This window comes from Aureisphaera galaxeae (assembly GCF_028561275.1).
Taxonomy (GTDB): Bacteria; Bacteroidota; Bacteroidia; order Flavobacteriales; family Flavobacteriaceae; genus Aureisphaera; species Aureisphaera galaxeae.
This window is the reverse complement of sequence record NZ_JAQQTF010000006.1, coordinates 112,064-126,404: the sequence shown is the minus strand read 5'-3', so window position 1 is coordinate 126,404 and position 14,341 is coordinate 112,064. Positions and strand designations below refer to the sequence as shown.

9 protein-coding genes are annotated in these 14,341 nt (G+C 42.5%); 2 read left to right on the top strand and 7 right to left on the bottom strand.

What is annotated here, in order from left to right; all coding sequences use genetic code 11:
* Positions 1 to 102: 102 nt before the first annotated feature.
* From POV27_RS11210 to POV27_RS11180, 7 genes are all read right to left on the bottom strand, one after another.
* Complete coding sequence (locus tag POV27_RS11210) at positions 103 to 2,931, bottom strand: gluzincin family metallopeptidase (RefSeq protein ID WP_272862862.1); 2,829 nt, start codon at positions 2,929 to 2,931, stop codon at positions 103 to 105.
* Positions 2,928 to 4,187 carry a T9SS type A sorting domain-containing protein gene (locus POV27_RS11205; RefSeq protein WP_272862861.1) on the bottom strand — a complete coding sequence of 420 codons (1,260 nt, stop codon included), beginning with the start codon at positions 4,185 to 4,187 and terminating at the stop codon, positions 2,928 to 2,930. Before POV27_RS11205 ends, POV27_RS11210 begins: the two co-directional genes overlap by 4 nt.
* A gap of 2 nt (positions 4,188 to 4,189) precedes the next feature.
* Entirely contained in the window at positions 4,190 to 4,879 is a 690-nt protein-coding gene (locus POV27_RS11200; protein WP_272862860.1) for an LOG family protein, read from the bottom strand.
* Positions 4,880 to 4,914: 35 nt separating this feature from the next.
* Positions 4,915 to 7,746, bottom strand: coding sequence for an excinuclease ABC subunit UvrA (uvrA, locus tag POV27_RS11195; RefSeq protein WP_272862859.1), 2,832 nt, complete (start codon positions 7,744 to 7,746; stop codon positions 4,915 to 4,917).
* Between the two features lie 89 nt (positions 7,747 to 7,835).
* A complete protein-coding gene (locus POV27_RS11190; protein ID WP_272862858.1) occupies positions 7,836 to 8,849 on the bottom strand; it encodes a hypothetical protein in 1,014 nt (337 codons plus the stop codon).
* A gap of 204 nt (positions 8,850 to 9,053) precedes the next feature.
* Positions 9,054 to 10,748 carry a gamma-glutamyltransferase gene (gene ggt, locus POV27_RS11185; RefSeq protein ID WP_272862857.1) on the bottom strand — a complete coding sequence of 565 codons (1,695 nt, stop codon included), beginning with the start codon at positions 10,746 to 10,748 and terminating at the stop codon, positions 9,054 to 9,056.
* Positions 10,745 to 11,329 (bottom strand): acyl carrier protein phosphodiesterase, encoded by a 585-nt coding sequence (locus POV27_RS11180; protein WP_272862856.1) that lies wholly within the window; start codon positions 11,327 to 11,329, stop codon positions 10,745 to 10,747. Before POV27_RS11180 ends, ggt begins: the two co-directional genes overlap by 4 nt.
* A gap of 68 nt (positions 11,330 to 11,397) precedes the next feature.
* On the opposite strand from POV27_RS11180, the gene glmM reads away from it, so the two are divergent.
* Together glmM and POV27_RS11170 are read left to right on the top strand one after the other, a co-directional pair.
* Positions 11,398 to 12,786, top strand: coding sequence for a phosphoglucosamine mutase (gene glmM, locus POV27_RS11175; RefSeq protein ID WP_272862855.1), 1,389 nt, complete (start codon positions 11,398 to 11,400; stop codon positions 12,784 to 12,786).
* Between the two features lie 38 nt (positions 12,787 to 12,824).
* The gene (locus tag POV27_RS11170; protein WP_272862854.1) at positions 12,825 to 14,318 is read left to right on the top strand and encodes an aminotransferase class V-fold PLP-dependent enzyme; all 1,494 of its coding nucleotides are present in this window, start codon (positions 12,825 to 12,827) and stop codon (positions 14,316 to 14,318) included.
* Positions 14,319 to 14,341 lie beyond the last annotated feature (23 nt).

Here is a 14,341-nt window from a genome sequence, read left to right as displayed (position 1 = left end):
GTCTGGTTGATTTAAGTTAAGTTAATGATTTGGGGATCATTGTAAAATCTCCCGGCTAAAATAATAGAATTTTTAAGAATTGAAAATTTGCGCTAAAATGACCTAGTACCACTCACGGGTAAATAGCCCCAATAGGGTTTTAATGTCTAAGGTGACAATAAATCGGATGCGCTGATCATAATCGGGCAGTCCTGGTTCCCAGCCAAGATTAGAATAGAGAGGAAAGTACAATTCGAAATAATCGGCAACCAAACTGGCCCGAATCCCAGTATCCCATACCGCTTTTACCTGTTCTCCATTGTTTTTCACAAGACCTGCATCTCCATAGGCGTAGATCCATTTCCAGATATTGGTACTGGCATTTACCGTGGTGATAAATTGATTGGCAAAAGCTGGCTCCAACTGGGATTTAAAACCTCCCTCGGCAATAATCAATTGCTGACTGAACAGTCCGGTATCCTCACTACGACCGTAATAGTTATAGTCGAAAAGGTAATCGGTAGGACGATCTAAAGCAAAGCTGAAGAAATCGCTATCGGTCCCTGTATCATTAAACACGAAGAGTCCTGCGTAAAAGCGTACGTTCAATTGTCTATTGCTTAGGAACAGCTTACGGTATTCCAATTGGGTTGAAATCTTACTGAATTTTTGAGAAATCTGATAATCCAATACACCTCGGTAGAAATTGATGAGGTTGTTATCGGTGTATACGTATTGAAAATTAAAGACGCTATAATTGGGATCCTGATCAGGATCGTTGGGGTCCTCGTCCCTAAAAACATTCACATTTCTTAGATTGATGAACTGTTTTTTGTTTTTCCTTAGATCGTCATTATCCCTAAAGGCAAAGGTCATAAAAGGAGAAAGTCTTTTGTAGAACAAGCCTCGGTTATACGAAAAGAAACTTCCTGAAATGCCATAGCGCATACTGTACAGATTGCCGTTGTCCACTCGCTCGGTATAGACCAAGGAACCTTTACCAATGATCTTTTTAGAACGGAAACCAAATTGCGGTTCCAATTTGTAATGCACCCCTTTGGGTAGCATGGTTTTGTTGTACATTTTAGGACCTAAACTAAAACCATCATACAAATTGTACTGGAATACAGGCATGAAGAATACCTGATTGAATTTCGGATCCTCCACATCCTTGAACAGGCGGAATTGTAATGGACGGTTAAACAATCCCTTTACTGCCTTGAAATTGTTTCTTTGGTTGAATTCGGCAATTTCACCGTTGTAATTCAAGGCCAATTTTCGCACCCCCTCTTTAGGAACCGTAATGGTGGCTATGCTATCTATAGGTTTTACCCATTTTTTGAAAAGAACGGAATCCTTTTTTAACCCATAGATGGATACGGGCATTACATTGTCCCGTTTGTTGAGAATGGAAACCTCTAAAGAATCACCAACCTCCTTTACCTTTTTTATTTTGAAATCGATGGTAGTTCGTTTTCCAACATAATCCGAAAAGAACCAGTCGATAGGGAGTTCCGTATTCGCTTTCAATGCCTTTTGAAAGTCGGATGGAGTGGTTAGTTTTTGCGTTTTGGAAGTAAAATATTCTTTGATGGTTTTATCCAACTTCGACTTTCCAACGTAATCCGCCAAGTATTGCAATCCATCCCCCGCGTAGTAGTCGCTTCCCAATTGCTTGTTGAATTTCACCAAGGAATCCCTAGGTGTTACCAATGACTGATGCAGGTTGTTCCGAGCCATGTTGAGGTACAAGAAGGGATATTGGTCATTGAATTCCAAATCGGCCGCATGCAACCAATCGATGATCCAGAAATCGCTAAGGCTTCCCAAGATTTTCATATCGGGATAATAGGTATCCACATAATCGATCATAAGATAGATCTGCAGGGCACCAATCAGCCAGTGATCTTTTCTGGGATTGAGCGGGAGGGTTTGGGTAATATATCTCCTAGTAGCTGTTTTAAGCAACTCCATGTCCAACTCGAATCCATTGGGAAAAGGACTAATGAAATCGGGGAGCTGATTTAAACCATACACTGGGCTCGTACGATAATCGGCATCACTGATAATCATCTTTTCGAAAGGATAGGGGCCCAGTCGATCTTCTAAGAATCGGGTGAGGCGGTCTACCAAGATGGCCTTATTTGCGGGTGCTACCTTTTTGTCTTTAAGATCGGTTATCAATTCTAGCTGATCTGTCACGACACTTTCGAAATTCCGTGTTTTCTGAAGGTAGATGGAAAAGAACATCCTGCCCTTACCTTCTAACGATACTCTCTTACTTCCGCGAGAAGAAGCCTCTCCTTGACTGGATGCTGGGACCTCGTTCAAATCTGAAAATAAAGAGTACTCAAAGGGAAACTCTAGGGTGACGGAAAAATCGGTAGGGGATTGAAAGTAATCGTCAGTATTCTTATGACTGTAGTGCTGCCATTCGCCATTAAAAACCGCTGGGGTAATAATCCAATACTTGATCTTATAATCTTGGTTTCTATCCACCCCATAGCGGGTAAATTTGTCTTCTGGCAATTTCACCGAATAATTCAGCTTTAGGGTATAAGTACCGCCTGGTGCAACGGGACTGGCAGGTATTGCCTTCAGAATGTCCACTTCCTCACCGCGTTCCCATATAATGGCCGTTCCGTTGGCATCATTGATGCTATTGACGGTGGTTCTCCCTCGATTTTCATCTTTTTCAAAATGAAATCCACTTTTAAAATTCTCCGCAAACCGTTTGGCTAAGGGCGTATTCTTGTTGGAAAAGCTATTGGCCCAATCTAACAGGTAAATTTCATTTAAGCTAACCTCAGAAGTATTCTGATAGACAATCTCTTGTTGAATGTCTATGGTATGGGTAGTGGTGTTCAATACGGCATCCACGGTAATATCATGCTGTGCCCATGAGGCAAGCGATGCCGCGAATACGAGTATGATGAACCAGAACTTCTTCAATTACCTTTAATCAATTTAATGGGATAGAAGTTGTTTTGGGAAGTTGTTAGTAGGTATACGCCCGAAGGAAAATGTGAAAGGTCCAGTAGTTTTTCACCTGTAGTCTCTATAGGAAGTTGCATCATTTTCTTTCCAAGCATATCGTAAATAAGCAGGTCTTTTACTTCATTAGACCTTATAATGAGCCGAAGGTTGCTTTCAACCCATGTATTTGTGATTTCCAATGGTGATTCTGCCACAAAATCCGTACCGTTTAATACGATCTCCTGATTGGTCTCTAATTCCATCACCACAGGCAAATGATCGCTCATGTTGTATAGATTGGATCGCAAACTGCTTCCAAATGTTCCTGTACAGCCCGTATTGTTGATGCTTAAATTGAAACAATTTCCATTGTTGCCATAAGCAAGATAAGTGTCCGGAACATAGCGCAGCTTGGGGTCTGTCTCCATATTCTCGGACATGAGGATAAAATCGAAACGATCGTCCAAACCGCCACCAGCACCTGTTCCGAAAGGACCGGAACTCACACGGGTACTCTGTGTATGCACCGCGGTAAAATCTTCATTACTACTCCACGAACCAGGAGTACTTATGGGATCGACCAATACAATGGGATTGGTATCGTCCAGCAATTCTATATAAGCGGGTTCCGTGGAGGTATATAAGTTGAGATCTCCAGCAAATATTACGTAGGAATTAGGATCGAGATCGCCCAAGGTATCGGTGAAATCGGTGACCATACCCAATCGCAACAATTCATTTTCACCTCCTTGACTTGCCTTGAGATGGCTCACATACAGGTCCAATACTACAGGATCGACATCCCCATTGGCGGTATTGAGCTGCAGTTCATATCGATTGATATCTCGAACATTCGTTACAATGATATCGGTTTGTAGCAATTGAAACTTGTCCTCTCGGTAAAAAACCAACTGTTGCAAATCGGCTCCTCCCGATTGATTGTCAACAAAAGGCGGTGCAGTATAAACCACTTCACCATCATTCAAAGAAACTTCGAGAATCTCATCAGCTCCCTCTTGGCTTTGCAATTCGCAAACCATCAAGATGTCGGGCTCATAAGTGTTTATAATTTCGCGAAGCAATAACTCCCTGTTCCAGGCAGCTTGGCCCTCTGGAAATTCCAATAAATTGTAAAACATCATCTTTACTCTTCCTTGGGCAGTAGCAGCAAAGCTGGTGAGCAAAAAGGAGAGAACAAATACTATTTTAAGTATGGGGGAGGGGGTAATCAAAATTAGAAATTAGGACTAAAGTTTGCTTTGTTATAGAAGTCGTCCAGTATTTGTAATACTTGATCTTCTGTATCTACAAGGTGGAAAAGATCCAAATCTGTTGGGCTTATGTTGTGGTGTGCATCCAATAGGGTGCTCTTGATCCAATCCATAAGTCCACCCCAAAATTCGGTGCCTACAAGAATGATAGGGAACTGCTGAATTTTATGGGTTTGGATGAGTGTCATCGCTTCGAAGAGTTCATCTAAAGTTCCAAAACCACCGGGCATGACTACAAACCCTTGTGAGTACTTAACGAACATTACTTTTCGAACGAAGAAGTAGTCGAAATCTAAGCTTTTATCACTGTCGATATAGGGATTGTCATGTTGCTCGAAAGGAAGGTCGATATTCAATCCTACCGAAGTTCCCCCAGCCAAGTGAGCTCCTTTATTACCTGCCTCCATGATTCCAGGTCCACCACCGGTAATAACACCATAGCCGTGTTCGGAAATCTTTTTGGCCACACTTATGGCCAATTCGTAGTACTTATCGTTGGGTTTTGTACGTGCAGAACCAAAGATCGAAACGCATGGGCCAATATTGCTCATGCTTTCAAATCCATTTACAAACTCACCCATGATCTTGAAGATAGCCCAAGAGTCGTTTGTTTTTATTTCGTTCCAGTTCTTCTGATGATTTTCAGTTCTCATAGCGCAATTTTTTATTGAAGCCTACCTCCAATAGGCTAATGTAGTTCTTTTTTCAGGAATCTGGCGGTATGCCCTTTTCCCTGTGTTACTATTTCTTCTGGAGTTCCGATAGCGACTACCTTTCCTCCCTTTTTTCCACCTTCAGGACCAATGTCGATAATGTAATCTACCGTTTTAATTACATCGAGATTGTGTTCAATGATCAAAACGGTATTGCCTTTGTCGACCAATTTATTCAACACCAACAACAATACTCGAATATCTTCGAAATGAAGCCCGGTAGTGGGTTCATCTAAAATATAGAACGTATTTCCCGTATCCCTTTTGGAAAGCTCCGTGGCCAATTTAATACGCTGGGCTTCTCCTCCAGAAAGCGTGGTAGATTGTTGCCCAAGGGTAATGTATCCCAATCCTACATCCTGAATGGTTTTTAGTTTACGATAGATCTTCGGAATGTGCTCGAAGAAGGCACATGCCTCGTTAATGGTCATTTCCAGTACATCATAAATGGACTTCCCTTTGTAGCGAATTTCTAAGGTTTCCCTATTGAAACGCTTTCCTTGACAGGTTTCACATTCCACATACACATCGGGAAGGAAGTTCATCTCTATGACTTTAAGTCCACCTCCTTGACAGGTTTCGCAACGTCCGCCAGATACATTAAAGCTGAATCGTCCCGGTTTATATCCACGGATCATCGCTTCTGGAACCTTGGCAAATAGATTCCGTATTTCTGAAAATACACCAGTATAGGTAGCCGGGTTGGATCGTGGGGTACGTCCAATGGGCGACTGATTGATATCGATTACCTTATCAATGTGCTTTAACCCATCAATTTTGGTGTAGGGCATCGGCTTTTTAACCCCATTAAAGAAGTGAGCATTTAGAATGGGGTAGAGGGTTTCATTAATCAGGGTCGATTTCCCACTTCCGGAAACTCCAGTAACACCGATCATCTTGCCCAGAGGAATATCAATACTTACTTTCTTCAGGTTGTTTCCTGTAGCTCCTTTCAACGAAAGAATGTGTCCATTCCCTTTACGTCTTTCATTGGGGATTTCAATTTCTTTGGTGCCGTTTAGGTAATCGGCGGTAAGGGTATGATGCGCCAAAATCTCGGTTGGGGTTCCTTCCGAAACGATTTCCCCACCGTGTTTTCCAGCGGCGGGTCCTATATCGATGACATAGTTGGCTTTCTCAATCATGTCCTTGTCGTGCTCTACCACAATGACACTGTTTCCTATGTTTTTTAACTGAACCAAAGAATCGATTAGGCGTTCGTTATCTCGTTGGTGCAATCCAATACTGGGTTCATCCAAAATATAGAGTACCCCCACCAATTGAGAACCGATTTGCGTGGCCAGACGGATTCGTTGTGCTTCCCCTCCCGAAAGGGATTTAGAGCTTCGATTCAGGGAAAGATAGGTTAGTCCTACATTGACCAAGAAGCCCAATCGTGCACGTACTTCCTTGATGATTTCTGAAGCGATTTTCAGTTGGGTTTCGCTTAGGTCCTTTTCTATATCTGCAAACCATTCCGAAAGCTCTATAACATCCATAGAGGCAAGATCGGCAATGCTCTTTCCGTTTATTTTGAAGTTGAGGGATTCCTTCCGAAGTCGACTTCCACCACATTCGGAACATGGAATCTTATCCATATATTCCTTGGCCCAACGTTGCAAGGATTTGGATTCGTTCGCCTCAAAAGTATTTTGAAGGAAGGTGGCTACTCCTTCGAAATCGATTTTATAATTGCGGGTAATTCCCAAAGTTTTGGAGGCTACATCAAAAGTTTCTTTTCCACCATGAAAGATGATGTCTTTGGCTTCTTCTGGGATACTATCGAAAGGATCGCTGAGCTTAAAATTGTATTTGGTGGCAATGATTTCCAATTGCTTGAAGACCCAATTGCTCTTTTGTGGGCCGTGAGGGGCCAATGCACCTTGTTTTATAGACAGGGATTTGTCTGGTACAATTTTATCCAAATTCACTTGATGCAATTCGCCCAAGCCCTTGCAATTGGGGCACATTCCTTTGGGGGAATTGAACGAAAAGTTATTGGGTTCTGGATTGGGGTATGAAATTCCAGAAGTGGGACACATTAACGATCTACTAAAGAATCGAACGGCATCCGTTTCATGGTCCAATACCATGAGCACGTCATCGCCGTGGTACATGGCTGTGAGGATGGTTTCGGTAAGACGATTGTCTTGATCGCTGGCCTCCGAAATCCTTAAGCGATCGATCACAATTTCAATATCGTGGGTTTTGTATCGATCAATACGCATGCCTTTCACGATATCCAAGACTTCACCATCGACGCGTACCTTCAAAAATCCTTGCTTACCAATTTGCTCAAAAAGTTCACGGTAATGCCCTTTTCGAGCGCGCACTACTGGAGAGAGAATGCTTACTTTTTTTCCATCGAAATCCTTGATGATGAGCTGTTTTATCTGCTCATCGCTATAGCTGACCATTTTTTCGCCTGTTTGATAACTAAAGGCATCACTCGCACGGGCAAATAGAAGACGAAGAAAGTCGTAGATTTCGGTAATCGTCCCAACGGTAGATCGCGGACTTCTACTGGTGGTTTTCTGTTCTATGGCAATAACAGGGGAAAGCCCTTCTATTTTATCCACATCGGGACGCTCTAAGCTACCCAAGAATTGACGGGCGTAGGCAGAGAAAGTTTCAATATAACGACGTTGCCCTTCTGCATAAATGGTGTCGAACGCCAAAGAGGACTTTCCACTCCCAGAAAGCCCTGTAATTACTACCAATTCTTCCCTTGGAATGGTAACGTCTATGTTCTTTAAATTATGAACACGGGCCCCTAAAACCTCAATAACTTCTTCACTTTTTGCCATAGTTTGCAAAAGTACTTAAATGCTTTTAAAATTTAAAGCCCGAACGTACCCGAAAATGAAGGAGTTATCAAAAAATTTTACTTAAAAAACTATCCGTTGGCTTCCTTCATCAAGAACTGATAGAAACTGATTGAGATGAAGAAGATGGTACTTATGATGAGCGAGAAGCTAATGATGAGCGAAATGATAGGTAAATTGAATAGGAGGTAGGCAAGGGGTAGCAAAATCCCAGCAAAGACTAGGAAAAGGAAAACAAAGTAGAGGTATTTCAACAAGGAAGGCATTCGCTTATTGGATTTCCCTTGAAACTGAAAGAGTTTGGGAATGACTTCATTGCTCATATATTCTCCCAATTTGGCCAAGAAAACCTCGTTAAATGAAGAGTCCTGAAAGGCCTCTCCATCAATTGCATTGGCCAACGTCATGATCTTTTCCTGATGCCGTTCGAATACGGTATTAAAATCCAAGGCTTCCTTGAAACTTCCGTATTTATACCCAAAATAATACCACAGCCCAGATCCACATTTGTGTTCCAACCACTTGGCAACAATATCCTGATGGTAGATCTTGGGATAACGAATACTTTCTGGAATGTTCTTTTCTTTGGGACTGGTCATGAGAAGGGACTTTAATTCCAAGTAAAGATTTTCCGTATCCTCGTAATGATGGCTTTCCTGAAGGAACTCAATAGCCAATTTCGATTTACCCTTATAGAATTCCTTGACATCAAAGAAGGTAAGACCAGCAAATTCGTCATCGATGTATTCCCTTAGGCCGGGCAACCACATTTTGGATCGCATAAGCAATTCTATAATGCTTCTAAAATTGTGCATTTTTTGGGTGATCTTGCTCAGGGTATCTATGGCGTCGTCCCTTAGGCGCTTTAGACTGCTGGCCATAAAGGCGAGGTATACCATAATAACGGTGGCCAAGATGCCACTAATGGCCATAAAGACGGTGGTGATGTCTTCTAGTGTTTTTGCGAACGTTACATCGACAGTTTGCTTTTGCCAAAGCAGTAGAATAAGACCAATACATAGCAACCCACTAATAAATAGCGGTATAACGGCGTACAAATCCTTGAAGAAAGAGTTCGCTTTCATTTATACTAAGCACCGTAACTGCTACTACAGGGGATTTGCAACTCTGGAAAGCCACAATATATGCGCAATCACACGGGGTCTATCGAAATTTGGTTAGAATATCAAAAATAAACGAAAAACCCTTAGTTTGTAGTAAATTACCTACAAATCGTTGTCGTGTTTGCTTTTATCGACAAACTACCTGTTATGCGCGCATAAAACCCTTTAAAAACCCACAGCAGTGTCATCTCCCCGACGATCGGCGCCACCCTCATAGGTGCCATCGGGAAGTTTTAAAATGGCATCCACCTTGCCAATTACGGGTGCATTTTGTTCATCTATCGTATAGCCTTTTTCCTCGAGTGCTCTAAGAGTTTCCGGATCAAAGGATTTAGGTTCGAACATGACCAAATCGGGCAACCATTGATGGTGGAATCTAGGAGCGTTTACCGCATCCTGCATGCTCATTTCGTATTCGTAGACATTCAAAATAGTTTGTAGCACGGAGGTAATGATGGTAGATCCCCCTGGAGTCCCCACGCTCATCCAGAATTCACCATCTTTTTCAACCAAAGTGGGTGTCATGGAACTCAGCATACGCTTTTGGGGTGCAATGGCATTCGCTTCTCCACCAATAAGCCCAAACATATTGGGTTCACCGGGTTTGGCACTAAAATCGTCCATTTCATTGTTTAGGAAGAAACCGAGTTCTGGTACGTACAGTTTCGACCCGAACGCAGCATTAAGGGTTGTGGTTACCGCTATGGCATTGCCAAAAGGATCTACAATGGAGTAATGGGTCGTTTCGGTACTTTCGTAGCCAGGAATGCTTCCATGGGACAAACTTGAAGAAGCCGTGGCTTGATCAAACGAAAAATCATCCATTCTACCATTAAGGTACTTTTCTGAAATCAGTGTGTCCACAGGTATGTCTACAAAATCGGGATCGCCAAGATAAAAACTGCGATCCGCATAAGCTCGACGTTCGGCCTCTGTAATCACCTGTATGGCCTTCACTGAATTGTGCCCATATTCTTTAAGTGGATAGGGTTCTACCGAATTAAGAATCTGCGCCAAACAGATTCCCCCGCTGGAAGGAGGAGACATAGAAATTACCTTCAAATCTTTATAATCGAACACGAGTGGTTCCCGTAGTTCGGCATCGTAGGCATCTAAATCTTTCATGGTAATGATGCCTCCGTGATTCTGAATGAAATCTACCAATTTCTGCCCGGTTTTTCCTTGATAAAACTCGGCACTACCATTTTCGGCGATACGTGCTAATGTATTGGCCAAAGCTTCGTTTTTAAAACGATCTCCTTCCTTAAAAGTGCCGCTGTATATCGTAGGTTCTCCAGTAACCTCTTCGAAAATGGGACCGTATTTGTTGAATCGTCCCGCCTGCATTTCGGTAATGATAAAACCTTCCCGGGCCAATTCAATGACGGGTGCCAAAATATCCTCAATGGGCAACGTACCCAGTTTACTGTGCACGGCAAAGATACCTGCAATAGTGCCCGGTACACCTACGGCCAATCCTCCTACTTTACTCTTATCCTGAACATATTCTCCATTTTCATCCAAATACATGTCCCGATGGGCTTCGATAGGTGCTTTTTCACGGTAATCGAAAGCCCCCAATTCACCATATTTTGTCCGGTAGACCATAAAACCGCCCCCTCCTAGATTCCCAGCATAGGGATAGGCAACTGCCAAGGCCATTTCGGTAGCCACCATGGCATCGAAAGCATTACCGCCTTTCTTCATAATATCGGCTCCAATCCGTGAGGCTTCTTCCCGTGCCGAAACGACCATGGCATTCGGTGCCAAGACGCCAATTTCGGGTACTTTTTCTTCAACAGGAGTTTCGTTTTTACAAGCAATAAGCAGTAAGAGAAGGGGTAACCATTTTAGTTTCATAATTCAGCTAGTTTGTTTTTAGAGTAGGCGATGAGCTCTTCGAAAAAGTCGGTAAATTCCTGTTCAAATTCAGTATAGAATTCTTCCAATTCTAACACAGCAAAATTCATTTTGGAGATGCCTTTTGTCCTAACGTTCATCTGACTTAAAATTTTGCTTATCCCCTGAATGGAGGCATAGCTCAATAACCAATTATCGCTTATCATATAAGGCATCATGCGTTGAATACGTGTAGGGAGTATATCGAAATTGGTTCGTAGTAATTCGTAGAAATTCTCTACATAAGCGGCCAAAGGTGTACTGTGATATTGTTGCCAATTCTTGGCCAAGAAATGATCGTAGAGAATGTCTACAATTACCCCGCTGTAATGTCCATATTTTTTATGAAGTCGCTTGGTACTTTGCTTTACCGTAGGATGTTGATCGGTATAAGAGTCGATGGCACGGTGCAACAATATTCCCTTTTGAATTTGTGGTGGATACTTCTCATACCTTTTTCCTTTTATGCCATCGGCGATAAAATTGCCAATTGTAATTCCTTCATCCTCTCCCGAAAGGTATATATGTGCGAGAAAATTCATTAGGACAATTTACAAAAACGCAACATAACATTTCCGTTTTAAAAGTATCTTTGCCAAAATTTCGAATAATGACCTTAATCAAATCCATTTCTGGAATCCGAGGAACCATTGGAGGCCCTCAAAAAGAGAATTTAACACCAATCGATGCAGTGACTTATGCGGCCGCTTATGGAACTTGGGTGAAAGAACAGCGCAACAAGGACAACTATCGCGTGGTCGTAGGTAGGGACGCTAGGATTTCGGGGGAAATGATTCAACAATTGGTCATGAATACCCTTATCGGATTAGGAATCGATGTGATCGACTTAGGGCTATCGACTACGCCTACGGTCGAAGTAGCAGTCGATTTGGAACATGCGGATGGCGGGATCATTCTTACTGCAAGCCATAACCCCAAGCAATGGAATGCCCTTAAATTATTGAATAACAAAGGGGAATTCCTAAATGCAGCAGCGGGACAGCGTGTATTGGATATAGCCGAAGCAGGGCAGATCTCCTTTGCGGAAGTAGATGCATTGGGTAAAGTGAGTAGAAACGATGCCTATTTCGATCTTCATATTGAAGAAATCCTCAATTTGGATCTGGTAAATGTAGAAGCCATTAAAAAAGCTGGATTTAAAGTGGTTGTAGACGGAGTGAATTCTACCGGAGGGATTGCTGTTCCTTTATTGCTTGAGGCGTTGGGAGTACAACCCGTGAAATTGTATTGTACGCCAAACGGAGAATTCCCGCATAATCCCGAACCTCTAAAGGAACATCTTACGGACCTCATGGAAATGGTTATAAAGGAACGTGCCGATTTCGGTATTGTGGTAGACCCCGATGTGGATCGATTGGCCTTTGTAGATGAAAAGGGAGAGATGTTTGGGGAGGAATATACCTTGGTAGCGGTAGCCGATTATGTATTGAGGCACACTCCTGGAGACACCGTTTCCAATATGTCATCTTCACGAGCCCTACGCGATGTCACCCAAAAGCATGGTAGAAACTATACCGCCAGTGCCGTGGGAGAAGTGAATGTAGTACAACAAATGAAGGATACCAACGCCGTTATTGGAGGAGAAGGAAATGGAGGAATCATCTATCCAGAATTACATTACGGTAGGGATAGTTTGGTAGGAATCGCACTTTTCTTGAGTCACTTGGCCGATGAACGAACGAGTGTGAGTGCTATGCGTGCGGGATATCCATCGTACTACATGAGCAAAAAGAAAATTGAGTTAACACCAGATTTGGATGTCGATGCTTTACTAAAAGCAATGGAAGAGGCCTATGCTTCTGAAGAAATCAAAACTATAGATGGTGTAAAAATCGATTTCGCCGAAAACTGGGTACACTTACGAAAGTCCAATACAGAGCCCATTATCCGAATTTATACCGAAGCCAAATCCCAAGAAGCTGCAGATGCTTTGGCAGATCGATTCATTGCTGAAATCAAGGAAAAAAGTATGCAATAATTTTCTTACATTTGTCCGCTTAATAAATTGATCCCTAATTGCTTACACGGCTCCCTGACAAAGTAGATAACTTAGAAATTTATTTTAATTCCTTCAGAAGCAACATTGTAGGGATCGATCATTTTTTTACTACCCCTTTTGGTGAAAAGAAGATTATCTATACTGACTGGACCGCAAGTGGACGTTTGTACCGTCCCATAGAAGAGAAAATTCTCAACGAATTTGGTCCTTTTGTCGCCAACACCCATACAGAGACTACTGTAAGCGGCACGGCCATGACCTATGCGTATCGTGAGGCGAGGAAAATTATCAAAGAACATGTAAATGCCAGCGCAGATGATGTACTCATTACAACGGGTACGGGCATGACAGGTGCGGTGAATAAATTTCAGCGCATTCTTGGGTTGAAGGTCCCCGAACAAATAAAGGATACCCTACAAATAAGGGAAGAAGATCGTCCTATAGTGTTCGTTTCCCATATGGAGCATCACAGCAATCAGACTTCTTGGCTGGAAACTCTGGCCAAAGTGGTTGTAATACCTTGCAATCATGAAGGGCTTTTCTGCTTAGAGAATTTCAAAGCACTTATCGAAGAATATAAGGATAAGCCCAATCTGAAAATCGCTTCTATCACCAGTTGTTCTAATGTTACAGGTATAACAACACCCTATTACGAAGTAGCCAGATTGATGCACGAAATTGGAGGCTTGTGCTTTGTAGATTTTGCGTGTTCAGGACCTTATGTGGACATCAACATGCATCCTGAAGATCCCGAAAGTTATTTAGATGCCATCTTTTTTTCACCCCATAAGTTTTTGGGCGGACCTGGAAGTTCGGGGGTGTTGATTTTCAATAAAAAGTTATATAGAAATTTGGTGCCCGATTGTCCGGGAGGCGGTACCGTTTCTTGGACCACTCCATGGGGGCAACATAAATATGTGGACGACATAGAAGAACGTGAAGATGGAGGAACCCCAGGGTTTTTACAAGTGATTCGTACTTCTCTGGCTATTACCCTGAAAGAACAAATGGGCGTTGAGGCCATTATGAAAAGGGAGCACGAGCTGTTAACCTATTTCTTCGATCGCATTTCTGGTCATAAGGAGATTTCCATTTTGGCAGGAGAACATAGGGATCGTTTAGGGGTAGTTTCCTTGAATATCGGAGAACTGCATTTCGATTTGGCTGTTAAAATGTTGAACGATCGTTACGGAATTCAAACCCGAGGCGGTTGCAGTTGTGCAGGAACTTACGGGCATTATCTCTTGGAGATCGATCAGACGAAATCGAATGCGATCATTTCCGAAATAGAATCGGGTAAAGTCTATTTAAAACCTGGTTGGGTTCGTATTTCTTTCCATCCTACCATGACCAATGCAGAAATGGCGTATGTGTGCGATAGCCTTTTAGAATTGGCTTCCCATTGGACCAAATGGAAGGAGGATTACAAATACCAGGACGGGAAGTTCTTGCATAAAAACGCTACCGAGGACTGTACCAGTGCCGTTTCCAAAGATTGGTTTAAGTTGTAAGGCATCTTAGATTTGTTCCCACC